The 16,631-nt window shown below is 63.1% G+C and carries 20 protein-coding genes; 10 read left to right on the forward strand and 10 right to left on the reverse strand.

All coding sequences use genetic code 11. From position 1 onward, the window contains the following. Nucleotides 1-57: 57 nt before the first annotated feature. Complete coding sequence (locus Q0S16_RS18930; protein WP_295851421.1) at nt 58-1,047, reverse strand: ABC transporter substrate-binding protein; 990 nt, start codon at nt 1,045-1,047, stop codon at nt 58-60. A 158-nt stretch (nt 1,048-1,205) separates the two neighbouring features. Here Q0S16_RS18930 and Q0S16_RS18935 point away from each other — a divergent pair, with 158 nt between their 5' ends. After that, entirely contained in the window at nt 1,206-2,564 is a 1,359-nt protein-coding gene (locus tag Q0S16_RS18935) for a malonyl-CoA decarboxylase (protein WP_295851424.1), read from the forward strand. 100 nt (nt 2,565-2,664) lie between these two features. On the opposite strand, the gene Q0S16_RS18940 is transcribed toward Q0S16_RS18935, so the two are convergent. The 9 genes from Q0S16_RS18940 to Q0S16_RS18980 form a co-directional block, all read right to left on the reverse strand. After that, on the reverse strand, nt 2,665-3,426 hold the full coding sequence (locus Q0S16_RS18940; protein WP_295851427.1) for an ABC transporter permease: 762 nt from the start codon (nt 3,424-3,426) through the stop codon (nt 2,665-2,667). Then, nucleotides 3,423-4,208 (reverse strand): ABC transporter permease subunit, encoded by a 786-nt coding sequence (locus Q0S16_RS18945; RefSeq protein ID WP_295851430.1) that lies wholly within the window; start codon nt 4,206-4,208, stop codon nt 3,423-3,425. Before Q0S16_RS18945 ends, Q0S16_RS18940 begins: the two co-directional genes overlap by 4 nt. Then, on the reverse strand, nt 4,205-5,056 hold the full coding sequence (locus Q0S16_RS18950; protein ID WP_295851433.1) for an ABC transporter ATP-binding protein: 852 nt from the start codon (nt 5,054-5,056) through the stop codon (nt 4,205-4,207). Before Q0S16_RS18950 ends, Q0S16_RS18945 begins: the two co-directional genes overlap by 4 nt. A gap of 269 nt (nt 5,057-5,325) precedes the next feature. Further along, on the reverse strand, nt 5,326-5,586 hold the full coding sequence (locus Q0S16_RS18955; protein ID WP_295851435.1) for a DUF3297 family protein: 261 nt from the start codon (nt 5,584-5,586) through the stop codon (nt 5,326-5,328). Next, the gene (locus Q0S16_RS18960) at nt 5,583-6,059 is read right to left on the reverse strand and encodes a glutathione peroxidase (RefSeq protein WP_295851438.1); all 477 of its coding nucleotides are present in this window, start codon (nt 6,057-6,059) and stop codon (nt 5,583-5,585) included. The genes Q0S16_RS18955 and Q0S16_RS18960 overlap by 4 nt, the downstream gene beginning before the upstream one ends. A gap of 20 nt (nt 6,060-6,079) precedes the next feature. After that, complete coding sequence (locus tag Q0S16_RS18965) at nt 6,080-7,483, reverse strand: amidase family protein (protein ID WP_295851444.1); 1,404 nt, start codon at nt 7,481-7,483, stop codon at nt 6,080-6,082. Nucleotides 7,484-7,682: 199 nt separating this feature from the next. After that, nucleotides 7,683-8,249: a cytochrome C gene (locus tag Q0S16_RS18970; protein WP_295851455.1), complete on the reverse strand. Its 567-nt coding sequence runs from the start codon at nt 8,247-8,249 to the stop codon at nt 7,683-7,685. Between the two features lie 168 nt (nt 8,250-8,417). Then, nucleotides 8,418-9,689 carry a PQQ-dependent sugar dehydrogenase gene (locus Q0S16_RS18975; RefSeq protein ID WP_295851458.1) on the reverse strand — a complete coding sequence of 424 codons (1,272 nt, stop codon included), beginning with the start codon at nt 9,687-9,689 and terminating at the stop codon, nt 8,418-8,420. 152 nt (nt 9,690-9,841) lie between these two features. Next, the gene (locus Q0S16_RS18980; RefSeq protein WP_295851461.1) at nt 9,842-10,099 is read right to left on the reverse strand and encodes a hypothetical protein; all 258 of its coding nucleotides are present in this window, start codon (nt 10,097-10,099) and stop codon (nt 9,842-9,844) included. 200 nt (nt 10,100-10,299) lie between these two features. Here Q0S16_RS18980 and pqqA point away from each other — a divergent pair, with 200 nt between their 5' ends. From pqqA to Q0S16_RS19025, 9 genes are all read left to right on the forward strand, one after another. Then, entirely contained in the window at nt 10,300-10,380 is an 81-nt protein-coding gene (gene pqqA / locus Q0S16_RS18985; protein WP_041801384.1) for a pyrroloquinoline quinone precursor peptide PqqA, read from the forward strand. 65 nt (nt 10,381-10,445) lie between these two features. Next, nucleotides 10,446-11,375, forward strand: coding sequence for a pyrroloquinoline quinone biosynthesis protein PqqB (gene pqqB / locus Q0S16_RS18990; RefSeq protein ID WP_295851464.1), 930 nt, complete (start codon nt 10,446-10,448; stop codon nt 11,373-11,375). Continuing rightward, the gene (gene pqqC / locus Q0S16_RS18995) at nt 11,372-12,136 is read left to right on the forward strand and encodes a pyrroloquinoline-quinone synthase PqqC (protein ID WP_295851467.1); all 765 of its coding nucleotides are present in this window, start codon (nt 11,372-11,374) and stop codon (nt 12,134-12,136) included. Before pqqB ends, pqqC begins: the two co-directional genes overlap by 4 nt. A gap of 9 nt (nt 12,137-12,145) precedes the next feature. Continuing rightward, a complete protein-coding gene (gene pqqD / locus Q0S16_RS19000; RefSeq protein ID WP_295851469.1) occupies nt 12,146-12,463 on the forward strand; it encodes a pyrroloquinoline quinone biosynthesis peptide chaperone PqqD in 318 nt (105 codons plus the stop codon). Then, entirely contained in the window at nt 12,460-13,677 is a 1,218-nt protein-coding gene (gene pqqE, locus Q0S16_RS19005) for a pyrroloquinoline quinone biosynthesis protein PqqE (protein ID WP_295851472.1), read from the forward strand. Before pqqD ends, pqqE begins: the two co-directional genes overlap by 4 nt. Then, entirely contained in the window at nt 13,670-14,659 is a 990-nt protein-coding gene (gene pip / locus Q0S16_RS19010) for a prolyl aminopeptidase (RefSeq protein ID WP_295851477.1), read from the forward strand. Before pqqE ends, pip begins: the two co-directional genes overlap by 8 nt. 76 nt (nt 14,660-14,735) lie before the next feature. After that, complete coding sequence (locus tag Q0S16_RS19015; protein WP_295851479.1) at nt 14,736-15,407, forward strand: DUF4286 family protein; 672 nt, start codon at nt 14,736-14,738, stop codon at nt 15,405-15,407. 42 nt (nt 15,408-15,449) lie between these two features. Continuing rightward, complete coding sequence (locus Q0S16_RS19020) at nt 15,450-15,575, forward strand: hypothetical protein (RefSeq protein ID WP_295851482.1); 126 nt, start codon at nt 15,450-15,452, stop codon at nt 15,573-15,575. Between the two features lie 298 nt (nt 15,576-15,873). Beyond that, nucleotides 15,874-16,631 (forward strand): transaldolase family protein (locus Q0S16_RS19025; RefSeq protein ID WP_295851485.1); only part of this gene is annotated, 758 nt, incomplete at its 3' end.

The following is a 16,631-nucleotide window of genomic DNA, read 5'->3' on the forward strand; positions in this document are numbered from 1 at the left end:
CTCTGCGGCGCACCACGCGGCCAAGGCCGCGCAGCGCACCGCGTCCGGGGCAAGTCGCTACTTCAGCGGCGCCACGATGGTCGGGTGCTTCCAGGCCGACACGTCGACCTTCTTCGGCAGCATGCCAGTCTCGACATAGACATCGAGCATCTGCTGGATCGCGGTAAAGTTCGGCGCCGCCCCGGGATCGCGCGCGAAATCATTATCCCTCAGCAGATAGGTCTCCAGCACCGGGATCGGCGCCTTCATCACCTCGTTGACGACCTTCAGCGTCTCCTCGCGGTTGGCCAAAGCCTTCTGCATGCCGAGCGTGAGGTCGCGGACATAGAGCTTGGCGAGGTCCGGGCTCTTGTCGATGAAGTCGGCGCGACAGGCTTCGAGAATGTGCACGATATTTGGCTGCTGCTGCGACAGCGAGAACAGTTTTCGCGTGCCACCCTTGGCTTCCATGCGCGCGGCGAACGGCTGGTTCATCACCGCCGAATCGACGCGGCCGGAACGCAGCCCCTCTTCCGACAGCGCGAAGCCGACCTCAACCAGCTTGACGTCCTTGGCGGCGTCGAGGCCGGCCTGCTTCAGCAGGATCGCCATCGGGCCATAGATACCGGAGCCCAGCGTGTTGATCGACAGCGTCTTGCCCTTGAGGTCGGCGATGGTCTTGATCGGCGAGTCGTCCTTGACGGCCCAGTAGACCGAAAAGCTGCCGGGCTTTTCAAAGACATGCTGGGCGACGATGTAGGCTTTCAACCCGCCACTGACGGTGCCCTGGGCCAGCGCCAGCGGCGACTGCGTCGCGCAGTCCAGCGCGCCGGCGGCCAGCGCCTGGGTCATTGGCGCGGTGCCCTGAAACTGCACCCACTCGATGTTGTAGGCCTTGCCGATATCGGGGAATTCCTGCGGCCGCTTCATCATCCAGTATTTGGATTCTTCCGCCGGAATGGTCCAGCCGACCTTGATGGTCTGCTGGGCATGCACCGCGCTCGCGCCAAGCACCACGCTTAATGCCAGAGTCGCGACAACGCCGCCCTTCGCCAGAATTCGCTTCATTGTAAAATCCCCTGTGTCGGGCGCTACGATGCAAGTCTCTTGCCGGGCGGGCCCGCCTTCACAATTGTTTCATGCTTCAAATGACCGCGCAATATGCCGGGACATGCCCTATATTGCCGATGACTGGATGCGGACGGCCAGCCGGGAATTGATTCACCATGACCAACGACTTCTTCTCCGACCTGCTCACCTCGATTTCCGAGCGCGGTCGCGCCCTGCTGCGCCTCGGCCCGGCATCGGTCGACGCCGGACAGAATACGTCAGACCTCATCGAGCTGTGCGGCGAATTGTTGTCCGGTCGCGGCGAAGCCTCCGGCAGCGTTATCGCGCGCGGCGTGCTCGACCGCTATCACAGCCTCGACGAGGCCGGCCGCCTGACCTTTTTCGAGGCGCTCGCGGAAAAATACGGTCCCGACGCCGACAAGCTGGACAAGGCCATCGAGGCCTGGCGCGACAAGCCGAGCGGGGACGGCGCCGGCGAACTGCACTTCGCCTCCGAGCCGCAGCGCCAGGAATTGTTTCGGCGCTTGAACCGCGCGCCTGGTGCCACGCACGAACTGGTGAACATGCGCGCCGATCTGCTCGACCTCAAAAACGGACACAAGGATCTCGCCACCGTCGACCGCGACATCGCGCATCTCTTGGCTTCCTGGTTCAACAGGGGATTTCTCGTGCTGCGAAAAATAAACTGGTCGACACCCGCCATCATTCTCGAGAAGGTCATCAAATACGAGGCCGTGCATGAGATCCACGACTGGAACGATCTGCGCCGCCGCATCGATCCGATCGACCGCCGCTGCTACGCGTTCTTCCATCCCGCGCTGGTCGACGAACCGCTGATCTTCGTCGAAGTCGCGTTGACCGAAGCGATTCCGGGCGCCATCGCGCCGCTGCTCGCCGAAGACCGTCAGCCGGTGCCGATCGACCGCGCCCGCACCGCGGTGTTCTATTCGATCTCGAACTGCCAGCGCGGTCTTGCCGGGATTTCATTCGGCAATTTCCTGATCAAGCAGGTGGTGGAGGAACTGCGTCGTGAACTGCCGAAGCTCGACACTTTCGTGACGCTGTCGCCGGTGCCCGGCTTCATGAAGTGGCTAAAGCGCACGCCGGACCTGCCGCTCAGCGAGGAGGAGCGCCCGCTGCTTGAACTGCTGGATAACCCCGACTGGATCCACGACGCGGCGCAGGCGGCGCAACTGCGCGCGGTGATCGAACCGCTCGCCGCGCATTATTTCCTTAAAGCCAAGGCGCCGCGCGGCGGTCCTGTTGATTCGGTCGCCCGCTTCCATCTCGGCAATGGCGCCCGGCTGGAGCGCATCGACTGGCTCGGCGACATCTCGGCCAAGGGCCTGCGCGAATCCGCCGGGCTGATGGTGAACTATCTGTATCGCCTCGACGATATCGAGAAGAACCACGAGGCCTACGCCGATCACTACGAGATCGCGGCCTCACCGGCGGTGAAGAAGCAGCTGAAGACCGAAGGCGGCCGCCGCCTGCTCGACATGCGGCTGGGATGAAGCCGTAGGGTAGGCAAAGGCGCTCTTGCGCCGTGCCCACCATCGATCCGCCCGTCGTCGGCCGGTGGGCACGCTACGCTTTGCCCCCCCTACGACGGAGCTACACTTCCGGAAATCCGCGCAGCAAATAGGTCCGCAACCCGTGCAGCAGGCTGTTCAGGAGCAGCCCGAGCATCGAAATCGTGATCAGCGGCACGAACATATCGACGGTCTGGAAGGTGCGCGCGGCCTGCACCAGCATGTGGCCGAGGCCGTCGGTCGAGGTGATCATCTCGGCCAGGAACACCACGATGCAGGAGATCACGAGACCGATGCGGCAGCCGGTCAGGATCGAGGGCATCGCCGCCGGCAGCACCACCTTGAACAGGATCTGCGCCCGCGGCGTGCCGGCAGCCATCGCCGACCAGATCAGCTTCTGCTCGACCATCGAGGCGCCGTAATAGGTCGAGAGCAGGATCGGAAACAGCGCGTCGGCGGCGACCAGCGTGATCTTCGAGGCATGATCAAAACCGAGGATCAGCAGCAGCGCCGGATACAACGCCACCTTTGGAATGGGCGCCAGCACCCGCACCAGCGGCTTCACCACCGCGTTGATCGCCGGGCTGACCGCCGCGGCCAGGCCGATGGTGACACCGAGCCCCACCGCGATGCCGAAGCCCGCGAACAGCCGCACCAAAGTGGCGGCGATCTCGTGCAGGAAATCGCTGGTGAACAGTTGTTGGCCCAATCGCAAGAATACCGCGCCGGGCGGCGGCAGCAGTGTGACGGGCGCGTAGCCGAAACTGATCAAGCCCTGCCACAGCGCGATGAACAGCGCGATCGGGGTGATGCCGAGCAGGACCTTGTGCAGGGCGGGGTTCATGAGAAGCTCAGCGGAATGTCGTGCTGCGGTTTTGACCAGCGCACCAGCGAGCCACGCAGTCTCTCGAACGCCGCATCGAACAGGATGCCCATCGCCCCGATGATGATGATCATCGCGAACACGGTGTCGTACTGCGCCATGTCCAGCGCGTTGAACAGGATGTTGCCGGCGCCGGACTGCCGCGCGATCATCTCCGAGGTCACCATGGTGATCAACGCCAGCACCAGCCCGGTGCGGCAGCCGGTGAGAATTTCCGGCAGTGCCGCCGGCAGCACGATGCGCCACATCCGCCGCGGTGCCGACATGCCCATCGCCGCGGCCGACCACAGCATCTTCTCTTCCACCGCCTTGCCGCCCTGGAACGAGTGATAGATGATCGGCAGGCTGACGCCGAGAAAGATCACCAGCGTCTTGGAGAGATCGCCGACGCCGAGCCACAGCATGATGATCGGCATCAAGGCCGCCTTCGGCACCGGATAGATGATCATCAGCAGCGGATTGAAAAACGAGGCGACGCTCTTCAGCCGGCCCATCAGCAGGCCGAGCGGAATCGCGAACAACACCGCGAGGCTGAGCCCAACCACCATGCGGCGGATCGAGGCGCCGATATTGATCAGCGATTCCTTGTCACCGAGGATCGAGGGTACCGCGCGGATCGCTTCCCACGCGGTTGGAAAGCTTTCGGTCCGCAGCTCCAGCGAGGCCAGCTGCCAGGCGCACAGCAGCCCGATGCAAGCAAGCAGCGGCGCCGATTTTTCCAGCAACGCGCTTGGCGACATCATGCGTGGATTCCGTCTTCGCCGGTGTCGTCGATCATCTTCTCGATATCGACGACATATTTCTGGTAACGCGGATCGAGCAGCAGTTCGGCGCGCTTGCGCGGACGCGGCAAGTCGATATCGACCACCACCTTGATGCTGCCCGGCGAGCGCGTCATCACCACGACCTTGTCGGACAGGAACACCGCCTCCTCGACCGAATGGGTGACGAACAATACCGTCTTGCGGTCGCGCTCCCAGATGGTGAGCAGATCGTTCTGCAGCCGGGTGCGGGTGTGCGCATCCAGCGCGCCGAACGGCTCGTCCATCAATAGAACGGCGGGATTGTAGGCCAGCGTGCGCGCGATCGCGACGCGCTGCTTCATGCCGCCGGACAGTTCTTTCGGATAGAAGTTTTCGTAGCCCTTGAGGCCAACCATCTCCAGCAGCTTGCGGCTCTTCGCCTCGGCCTCGGCCTTCTTCACGCCCTGCTGGCGCAGCCCGTACATCACATTGCCGAGCACGTTCTTCCACGGGAACAGCGCGAATTCCTGGAATACCGGGCCGCGATCGGGGCCCGGGCCGGTAATGACCTTGCCCTTGACCCTTGCTTCACCGTCGCTCGGCTGCACGAAGCCGCCGACGATGTAGAGCAGCGTGGATTTGCCGCAACCGGAGGGGCCGAGGATCGAGACAAAGGCGCCGTCGTCGATGGTCAGGTTGATGTCCGACAGCGCCAGATGGCTTTGCCGACCGGAGGTCTGAAAGCGCTGCGAGACGTGATCGATCTCGATCATCGCCGACGCCGGCTTGAGGCCAGGCAACGGCTCCGGACCGGTTGAAGCCTCCGAACGCAGCGACACCACCTTCATTCCCGGTCCTCATTGGCCATGAACGCATTGCAACAAGGAGGATTCGACCGATCCATCCTGCCGCTGTTCGAGCGTAGCGTGAAACTTAAATTACTTTAAGCTTCAAATTTATGCGGACAACGCCTTTTTGCTAGTCACGGCTTTCACTGTCGTTCCGGGGCGGGAGCGCGCCAGCGCGAGCGAACCCGGAACCTCGACATGTTCATCGTCCCATCTCGGGATTCCGGGCTCGGTCGCGGCTGGCGCTGCTCCCGCCCCGGAATGACAGTTTAAACCTCGTCGCGGAAATAGGCTTCGACCGGACCGGTCAGCTTGATCATCAGCGGATTGCCGAAGCGATCCTTGGCGGTACCCGCCGGCACCTTCACCCAGCTCTCGCTGACGCAATATTCCTCGACATTGGTGCGCTCGACGCCCTTGAAGCGGATGCCGACGTCGCGCTGCAGCACATCGGCATTGTAGAACGGGCTTCGCGGATCGGTGGACAGCCGATCGGGCAATGGGGTGATCGCGTCATTGGTATCGGTCATAGCAGCGCCTCGATTTCTTCTTTTAGCGATTCAGGTTTGGTGGTCGGCGCGTACCGCGCCACGACCCGACCGGCACGGTCGACCAGGAATTTGGTGAAATTCCATTTGATCGCCGAGCCGAGCAATCCCGACTTTTCAGATTTCAGGAAATTATACAATGGATGGGCATGGTTTCCATTGACGTCGATCTTCTCGAACATCGGGAAACTGACCTCGTAATGCGTCTCGCAGAAGGTCTCGATCTGGCTGGAATCGCCCGGCTCCTGGCCACCAAACTGGTTACATGGGAAGCCCAGCACCGCGAAACCACGTAGCGCATAGGCCTCGTGGAGCTGCTGCAGGCCCTTGTATTGCGGCGTGAACCCGCAGGCGCTGGCGGTATTGACGATCAGCAGCGCCTTGCCCTCGAATTGCCGGAGCGACACGTCATCGCCCGCCAGCGTTCTGGCCGAGAAGTCATAGATGTTGGCCATGTCCTTTACCTTCGTTGCGATCAGGCGGTGACAGGATCGATCGGCGACACCGGCGTACCGCCGGCCTCGATGGCTTCGCCCGCCAGCAAACAGAGGTCCTCGCGGTAGCGGCCGGCGACGATCTGCACCCCGGTTGGCGTGCGTCCGACCAGGCCGGTAGACACCACCAGCGCCGGCAGGCCCATGAAGGGAATACCGATCTGCGGCAGCTGCGCCCGCCACACCCGCTCGAAGGATTCAGCGTCCTTGAGGTCGAGGTTGTCGGCAAACGGCAACTCGCCGGATACCGGCATCAGCACCACCGCGTAGTCCTGCAGGAACATCTGCCAGTCGCGCACGAAGCTCGAGCGCCGCACCAGGGCCCGCGACAAGCCGCCATTTTCAAAGCCTTCGAGGCGGGGCTGGATGCCGCGCAGACAGGCCAGCGCCCCGGGATCCCCCTCCCGCTCGGCAGCGTCCATCATTCCCTGGAAACCATCGCCGAACCAGATCTGGGTCTGCAACTCCGCCGCCTCGCGCAACGGCGGCGTGTTGTCGACCTCCTCGACGGTCCATCCGGCCGCCCGCAGCCGCCGGCCCGCATCGCGTACCGCGGCTTCGACGTCGTCGGTGATTTCAAGCCCGTCCGGCCGCAGGCAGATCGCCGCGCGCTTCGGCATCGACGGGCCTTCCAGCGGCGCCGGCACCCACCACGGGTCGCGCATGTCGGGCTGCGACATCACGGCGAGGCCGAGCCGGATATCGCCGATGGTCCGCGCCAGCGGACCGGACATCGCGGTGATCTGCCCGGAAATGATGCGCTCCGGCAGGGCGGCATTATAAGCGGCAATGCGGCCGAGTGTGGGGCGCAGGCCATGCACACCGCAGGCATAGGCCGGGTAGCGGATCGAGCCGGCAATGTCGGTGCCGTGCGCAATATGGCCGATGCCGGCCGCCACCGACGCCGCGGCACCTCCGGACGAGCCGCCCGGTGTCAGCGCCGGATCACGCGGGTTCTTGGTGTCGCCATAGAGCAAATTGGTGGTGAACCAGCGATAGGAAAAGGCCGGGCAATTGGTGCGGCCGAGGATCACCGCGCCGGCCTTGCGCAGATTGTCGATCACCGGACTGTTGCTGGTCGGTAGGACGCCGCTCTGAATCTGAACGCCGTTGGTGGTGGCGTAGCCGGCATAGTCGATATTGACCTTGACGGTGACCGGCACGCCGCCGAGCGGCCCGATTTCATCGCCGCGCGCCAGCGCCGCGTCGATCGCCTCGGCCTGCGCCATCACGTCATCGGGGCGGTGCTCGACCACGGCGTTGATGACCGGGTTGACCGCGTCGAGCCGCGCCAGACCGGCGAGCGCCGCTTCCTTCGCCGACACCTTGCGGGCTCGAATCAACGCGGCCAGGTCAACGGCCGACAAACGCCAGAGATCGTTCATGCATCACTCCATGGGTGGCGCTTGTTATCGCAGCCGGAGCCATTGGCCAATGGGGGAGCGTTTCGCCGCAGACTTGTCATTCCGGGGCGCGACAGCGCAGCTCGAGCGAACCCGGAATCTGGAAATGGGATGAACATGTCAGGATTCCGGGTTCGCGGCCGGCTGCCGCCGCCCGCGCCCCGGGATGACAGACACACGCCTACCGCACCCGTGCCAGGAAATACGCCAGTTCGACGATCTGCGGGTCGGTGACCGATTGCATCACATCGGCCATGGTGGCGTCGTAGCCATGCCGGGAATTGTCCTTGTATTCGCGCAACGTCTTGACGAGGTAGTCCTCGCGTTGGTTGGCGATCCGAGGAATGTTGTCCCGGCCGGCGAAATCGGCGTTGTGGCAGGAATCGCAGCGGAATTGCTGGGTCAGGATGCGGGCGCTGGCCATCCGCGCCGGTTCGCCAGCCTCCGCGGGCGGCTTGGGCTTCGGTAGCGTGGCGAGAAAATCGGAAAAGAGGCGCAGGTCGTCATCGGAAAAATCCTTCGCCATCTCGTTCATCGGCTCGAAGCGGCGCAGCTTCTCACGGAACATGAACAACTGGATCAGCGAATAGGCCGGCTGCTGCGCGCCGAGCGACGGGATGTTCTCCATCTCCGACGTGCCGGCCTCGCTATGGCAGGCCAGACACGGCGCGGCGCGTTCAGCGATCGGTTCGGCCTGAAGAGATGATGTGGCCACAAGCAGAAGCGCGATGACGGCAAACAGACGCATCCGTAAAACTCTTTCCTGTAGTCAGGTACATGTCATTCCGGGACGCATCGCGCATCAGCGCGACCGCGGACCCGGAACCTCGATAGGGTAATCAGCTCGAGATTCCGGGTTCAGGCCGAACCGTTTCACGGTTCGACCTGCCCCGGAATGACGGCGTGTGACGATCGCCTACTTCGCAGCCGTCTTCGGCTTGCCGTAGCTGATGCGATAGATCGCACCGTTCCAGTCGTCGGACACCAGCATCGAGCCGTCCTTCATCGGCAGCACGTCGACCGGACGGCCGAGATAGTTGTTGTTCTCGATGAAGCCGGTCAGGAACGGCTCGACGGATTTCACCGTGCCGTCCTTGTTCAGCTTCACCGCGACCACGTCACCGCCGGTCTTGACGGTCTTATTCCACGAGCCATGCCGCGCTACGAAAATAGCGTTCTTGTAGGACTCCGGGAACATCTTGCCGGTGTAGAAGCGCATACCGAGCGCCGCGGTATGCGGCCCCATCAGACCGACCGGCGCGGTATAATCCGCGCAGGATTTCCCCCAGCCGAATTCGGCATCGACGACATTGCCCTGGTAGCAATACGGCGCCCCAAAATCCTCGCCGGTCTTGGTCACGCGGTTGAGTTCGTCTTCCGGCACGCTCTCCGACATCCAGTCGCGGCCATTGTCGGTGAAATACAATTGCTTGGTGTCCGGATTCCAGTCGAAGCCGACGCTGTTGCGGACACCGAGCGCGACCACTTCGGCGCCGGAGCCGTCGAGGTTGATGCGACGGATCTGACCATGGGCATCGTCATGCAGCACATTGTTACCGGGCTGTCCGACCGGAACGTAGAGCTTCTTGTCCGGCCCGATGCCGATGAACTTCCAGCCATGGGCTTCGTCCTTCGGCAAATTATCATAGATCATGGTCGGCTTCGGCGGGCTATCGAGCAAATCCTCGACCTTGTCGATCTTGGAAATCTTCGACAGCTCGGCGATGTACAGCGTGCCATCCTTGAAGGCGACGCCATTCGGCCGGTACAGGCCGGATGCCAGCACCTTGACCGATCGCTTGCCGTCCTTGTTGATCACGGCATAGACCTTGTCGAGGAGGCGGCTGCCCACGAAGACCGTGCCCTTGTCGCCTTCGGCCAGCGAGCGCGCATTGGCCATGCCGGCGGCATAGACCTCGATGTTGAAACCGGGCGGCAGCTTCAGCTTCAGTGCCGGCAATTTGTCCGCGGCCGTGGCAATCGGCGGCGCCGACACCGGTGCCAGCTTGGCGGCTGCCGCGCCGTCGGGACGACCGATCAACGGTGAACCGGGGGGAAGCGCCGGCGCGGCGGAGGGAGCCGCTGGCGCGGGCGATGCGGCGGGTTGCTGCGCCACTGCGCCAAGCGTGAAAACACCCAACAAAGCGCCTGCGAGCAGCGCCTGACGCGCGGATGCATGAATCGACATGTGGTTCTCCCTGTAAGGAAGCCTTCTGTTGCGATCGCGCTGACGCGCCATCCCGAGGCTTTCCTGACTCCACCATCTGATATTTTGCCCCGGCTAGGCAAATAAAATCCAGGCGCCGTGTTCAATGCCGACCGACGGGACGTGCGACGCCATCAGTGGCGTGTGGTACCTGGCGGCGTCGCCTCGAGCAGCGCTTCGGTGAACGGAAACTCCAGTACGATCTCGCCGCTTTCATCGGTCACCTCGATCACCGCGTTCATCAGATCGCCCGGCGCGCCCTCGGTGCGCAGCAATTCCAGAATGATGGCGCGGGCCGTTTCCCAGGCCCGATCGGGATCCCGCAACATTTGGCCGTCGGGGTCGACGATCAGGTCGTCGCGCATACGGGTGTTGAAAAAATAGCGGGGCATGGCGATCGGTCTCTGGAATGGAAAGGTACAGCCGGCTTTGACACTTGGGGAACAATGCCGCCATTGCAATGTTGCATCGCGGTGGTTCATTGCAATGCACGCGTCGCGCGCATTGTGTTGACGAAACAGTTGGCGAACTCGGGTGCAAGCATTACACTTATTAGCCGCAGCACCCCGGCTGCAAATATTGGGAGACCAAAATGGCCTGGAAAACACCGAAAATCGTCGAAGTCGCGGTTGGCATGGAAATCAACATGTACGCCTGCGCCGCGCGTAAGTAAGGTCCGACCATCGGGGCGCCTTCCACCAGAAGGCGCCCCGCCCGGATTGCTTCAGGGGCGATGTCATGTTGCGTGTTATCGTTCTTGGAGCCGCCGCTGGCGGCGGCGTGCCGCAGTGGAATTGCGGTTGCGCGATTTGCCGGGCTGCCCGCGAGCGACCTGAATTGCAGAGCACCCAGAGTTCGCTCGCCTTCAGCAATAACGGCCGCAACTGGTTTCTGATCAATGCGGCGCCAGAGCTGCGGCAGCAGGTCACTTCAACACCGCAGCTTCATCCCACATCCGGCGAATTGCGCCACACGCCGATTGCTGGCGTGATCCTGACCAATGGCGAAGTTGACGCGGTGGCCGGCCTCTTGTCGATGCGAGAGGGCTCGCCATTTAATCTCTACGCGCACCAGAGGGTGCTCGCGATTCTGAAAGCCAACAGCATCTTCAATGTGCTGGCGGAGAAGAACGTGCCGCGACAAGCCATCGACATCGACCTGAGTTTCGAACCCGCTTTGGCCGATGGAGCGCCGTCGGGTCTGGCCGTGCTGCCATTCGCCGTGCCCGGCAAGAGCGCCTGGTATCTCGAAGGCGAGATCCATCCCGGCGGCGATGTCGAAGAGGACGGCGATACGATCGGGCTGCGGATCGAGGATAAGGCCAGTGGACAGTATTTCTTCTTCGTCGCCGCCTGCGCGCGCGTGACGCCCGAACTGGCGCAGCGCCTCGACGGCGCGCCGCTGGTGTTCTTTGACGGCACCGTATGGCGCGACGATGAGATGATCGTGGCCGGACTGGGCGTCAAAACCGGTCAGCGCATGGGGCACCTTTCGATGTCCGGCGATGATGGTGCCATCGCCATGTTGGCTGACTGCGGCATTGCGCAAAAGGTCTTTCTGCACATCAATAATTCAAACCCGGCGCTGCTGCACGATTCCGCGGAGCGGGCGAGCCTGCAAAACGCCGGCTGGCAGATGGCCCATGACGGCATGGAGATAACGCTGTGAACGCCCTGACCGCCTTTTCGCTGGTCTCCACCACCCCGCTCGACAGCGCGGAGCAACTCGAGGCGACGCTGCGACATATCGGCGCGACGCGCTATCACAGCCTGCATCCGTTTCACGCGTTGCTGCATGGCGGCAAGCTCAACAAGGGCCAGGTGCAGGCCTGGGCGTTGAACCGCTATTATTATCAAAGCACGATTCCGATCAAGGACGCAGTCGTGATCTCGCGGTTTCGCGACCGCGCCATCCGCATGGAATGGCGACACCGGATCGAGGACCATGACGGCGAGCCCGGCTCCGAGGGCGGCATCGAGCGCTGGCTGAAGCTGACCGAGGGCCTTGGCCTTGATAGCGCTTATGTCGAATCCGGCGAAGGCATTCTGCCGGCGACGCGTTTTGCCGTGGACGCCTATGTTCACTTCGTCCGCGACAAGACCCCGCTGGAGGCGATCGCCTCGTCACTCACCGAACTGTTCGCGCCGAACCTGCATGAAGAGCGCATCGCCGGAATGTTGAAGCATTACGACTTCGTCAATCCGGACATCATGAGCTATTTCAGCCGCCGCCTGACCCAGGCGCCGCGCGATGCCAATTTTGCGCTCGACTACGTCAAGAAGCACGCCAGCACACCGGCGGAACGCGCGGCCGTGTGCAATGCGCTGATCTTCAAGACCAATGTCTTGTGGGTGCAGCTCGACGCGCTGCATCACGCCTATGTCAACGGCCACGTGCCGCCGGGCGCCTTCGTGCCCGCGGCTTGCTGAGGCAAGATCATGGCAGAGCCGCGCAGCCGCCGCATGAGCGTTGAAGAGGCCAGCCGGCCGGTGCTGCCGCGCCACGCCAAGCTGAAATTCGACGACAGCCGCAAGGTCTGGGTGATCCTGGCGCCGGAACGCGTGCTGGCGCCGGACGAGATCGCGGTCGAGATCCTGCAGCTCTGCGACGGCGCGCGCAGCGTCGCCGTCATCATCGATCTGCTGGCGGCGAAATACACCGCGCCGCGCGAGGACATCGGGGTCGATGTCATCGCGATGCTACAGGACCTCGCAGACAAGGGCTTTCTGACCCAGGCACGGGAGCAGACCGCATGAGCCCGACCCTCGCCAGCGATAGCCGCCTAGATGCCATTCCCGTGCTCGCCGATCCGACCGACGGTCTGGCGATCATGGAAAAGACCCGCTCGACCGCGGAAACGTTCGGGATTCCGCTGGCCGTGCTGGCCGAGCTGACGCATCGCTGCCCGCTGCAATGTCCCTATTGCTCCAATCCTGTCGAACTGGAGCGTTCAAGCCACGAACTCACCACCGCTGAATGGAAAAAGGTGCTGAGCGAGCTCGCCGAGATCGGCGTGCTGCAGATCCATTTCTCCGGCGGCGAACCGACGGCCCGAAAGGACATCGTCGAACTGGTACAGCACGCCAGCGATGTCGGGCTGTATTCGAACCTGATCACTTCCGCCGTGCTGCTGACGCGCGAGAAACTTTCGGCGCTGGCGGATGCGGGGCTGTGCCATGTGCAGATCAGTTTTCAGGGCAACGAGCCTGTCGTCGCCGATCGCGTCGGGGGCTACAAGAACGGCCACGCCAAAAAGCTCGAAGTCGCCAGATGGACGCGCGAACTCGACATGCCGCTGACGGTCAACGCCGTGATGCACCGGCAGAATTTGCACCAGCTCGCCGACATCATCCAGATGGCGGTCGATCTCGACGCCGACCGGCTCGAAGTTGCCAATGTGCAGTATTATGGCTGGGCGCTGAAGAACCGCGCCGCGTTGATGCCGACCATCGCGCAGATCGAGGAGACCAGCCGCATCGTCGAGGACGCCACCGTGCGCCTCAAGGGCATTCTCGATATCGATTATGTGGTGCCGGACTATTACGCGCTGCGGCCGAAGAAATGCATGGGCGGCTGGGGCCGGCAGTTTTTCAATATTTCGCCGGCCGGCAAGATCCTGCCGTGCCATGCGGCGGAGACCATTACCGGGCTGGAATTCGAGTCGGTGCGCTCCAACCCTTCGATCGCCTGGATCTGGCAGAACTCGGAAGCCTTCAACCGCTACCGCGGCACCGGCTGGATGCCCGAACCCTGCGCCAGCTGCGCCTTCAAGGAGATCGATTTCGGCGGCTGCCGCTGCCAGGCCTTTGCGCTGACCGGCGATGCGGGTAATACCGATCCTGCCTGCACGCTGTCGCCCAGGCACGAGGAAATCTTCAAGATGGCCGAGACCGAATCCGCGGCAGGCGAACGCCGCTTTCTCTACCGCAACTTCGCCGGTGGCACGCTGGAACCAGACCCTCATGGCTGATGCCGATGCCGGCAAGACGCCCGGCGCTGCCGACCTCTTCGCGCCGCTGACGACAGAACATCTCGACGTCGGCGACGGCCATGCGATCTATGTCGAAAGCGTCGGCCGCGTCGATGGCATTGCCGCGGTCTATCTGCATGGCGGTCCCGGCAGCGGCTGTCAGCCCGACCATCGCCGGCTGTTCGATCCACAGCGTTTCCACACCGTTCTGTTCGACCAGCGCGGCGCCGGGCGCAGCCGGCCGAAAGGATCTCGCGAGGCCAATACCACCGCGCATCTGATCGCGGACATGGAGATCATCCGCGAAAAATTCGGCTTTGCGAAATGGCTGGTCGTCGGCGGATCCTGGGGCGCGACTTTAGCGCTGGCCTATGCCGAAGCGCATCCCGACCGGGTCAGCGGCATCGGGCTGCGCGCAACCTTTCTCGGCACGGCCGAAGAACTCGACGGCGCGTTCCTCGACGTGCTGCCGCGGCATTATCCCGGGCTGCACGAGGATTTCCTCAGCGCCCTGCCCGCCGATGAGCGCGGCTCGCCGCTATCGAACTATTATCGCCGCATTCTCGACAGCGACCCCACCATCTCCACGCCAGCCACACGGGCCTGGGGAGGCACTGAAAGCATTCTGTCGGAACATGCCCCTAGCCGCACCCGGCTCGATCTGGCCGCGCTCGGCCATTCGACACGGCCGATGCCCGCCACGCCCTCGATGGAAGCGCACTATTTCCAGCACGGTTGCTTCATGCAGCCTGGACAGCTGTTGGCGCAGGCCGGCAGGCTACGCGACATCCCCGGCATCATCGTGCAGGGCCGCTTTGACTTCCTCTGCCCGCCCTCGACCTCGCATGCGCTGGCGGCGGCATGGGGCAATGCCGAGATCCGCATCGTCGAGGGCGCCGGGCATTCGCTCTATGACCCCGGCGTGCGCGACGCCGTGATGAAGGCGATTGCCGACCTCGCGTCAAACCACCGGGCGGATTAGCGCAGCGCAATCCGCCAGCCCCAATCGCCTTGCGGCGGAATACGCTTCACTTTTCCGCCCTTTTGAAAGACCGAATATGCCGATCGCCGGAACGGGCATGCTGATGACGTCGATGGATATCGACGCGGCGCATGAGCGCGAATTCAATGCGTGGTACGACCGCGAGCATCTCGCCGAACGCGTGGCAATCCCCGGCTTTCTCGAAGCCCGGCGCTATGTCGCCGTCGACGCCGCGCCGAAATATCTCGGGCTGTATTCAACGGCCACTTTCGACGTGCTCGACAGCGATGCCTATCGCACCGCATTGGCTAACCAGACCGCATGGTCGAAGGCCAATATCGGTCGCTTCCACAACATGCTGCGCTCGGTGGCGCGGATTACCGCGAGCCGCGGCGTCGGCCGTGGGGCCGCGCTTGGCCTGGTGCGCATCCGTCCGTCGACCGATGGCGCAGCGGCGCTCCGCGCGAGCATCGTGACGCTGCTCGATCCCGGCTCGCTCAATGGCATCATCTCGATGCATTTGATGGAAAGCGACCCCCGACTGTCGAAGCCGCTAACCGACGATCCTGCCGCGCCGAACCCGGCCGCGCGCGACTGGTATATTCTGATCGACGGCACCGATGCGGAAGCGGTGGCTACGGTTATGAAAGGCCGCTTCGATGATGCGGTCGCCACTACGGGATCGGCGCTGATTTCGACCGGCAACTACCGCCTGCTGTGGGATCTCGCAAAGAGCGATCTTGCTTGACCTGACGCACCCGCAACGCTCCCCGACGCCACCATCGACGGCATGGCGACCGAACTGACAGTCTATGTCGGCCGCACCGACGTCGATGCAACGCTGGTGAAATTCAGGTTGAGCGCTGCGGCGGAGAAAGCCGTCAGCGACACCCTGATGGTCCGCCGCGCCGCCTGAGCCTGATCGGCTACCAGGAGCGACCTTACCCTGTCGGTCACCGGCAGGGCGATCCCGCGTCGACGCCTTAGCGTCGCCCGATTGTCATGTGTTCTCGTCATGCTCCGAACACGCCATCGCGATGGGCGGCCCAGCGGCGAATTGGAACCCTTTGTCTTGCACGGCGTAAGCATTTAGGGCGATCATAAGATCCGTGCGGCCGGCGCTCTGGCTGCCGCAGACGCGGTGACAAAATGCGGCCCGGTCGCAAGATCGATGGACGCCCGGCCCATCAGACCGAACAGAACAATAAGGCATCATGAACCCTGTCAAAGCACTGGAATCTCACGGTCAGGCCGTCTGGCTCGACTTTTTGGCCCGCGGTTTTATCGCCAAGGGCGATCTCAAGAAGCTGATCGACACCGATGCCGTCAAAGGCGTGACGTCGAACCCTTCGATCTTTGAAAAGGCGATCGGCAGCTCGGACGAATATGACGCCCCGATCGCTAAGGCGCTGCAATCCGGCGATCTGGCGGTCGCCGAGCTGTTCGAGCAAATCGCCGTGGAAGATATCCAGCACGCTGCCGACGTGCTGAAGCCGGTCTATGATCAGTTCAAAGGCACCGACGGCTTCGTCAGCCTGGAGGTTTCGCCCTATCTGGCGCTGAGCACCGAGGGCACCGTCGTCGAGGCCCAGCGGCTGTGGAAAAATGTCGCGCGCAAAAACCTGATGGTGAAGGTTCCGGCGACCGACCAGGGCCTCCCGGCCATCCAACACCTGATCGGCGAGGGTATCAGCATCAATGTCACGCTGCTATTCGCGCAGCAGACCTACCGCGATGTGGCCGAGGCCTATCTCGCCGGACTTGAGCATTATGTCGCCGGCGGCGGCGATCCCACCCATGTCGCCAGCGTCGCCAGCTTCTTCGTCAGCCGCATTGATGCGCAGGTCGACAAGCAACTCGACGAAAAGATCGCCAAGTTGAACGACCCCATCGAGAAGGCACGGCTGACGGCGTTGAAGGGCAAGGTCGCGATCGCCAACGCCAAGCTCGCCTATCAGGATTACAAGAAGAT

This window comes from Tardiphaga sp., assembly GCF_025356345.1.
Taxonomy (GTDB): Bacteria; Pseudomonadota; Alphaproteobacteria; order Rhizobiales; family Xanthobacteraceae; genus Tardiphaga.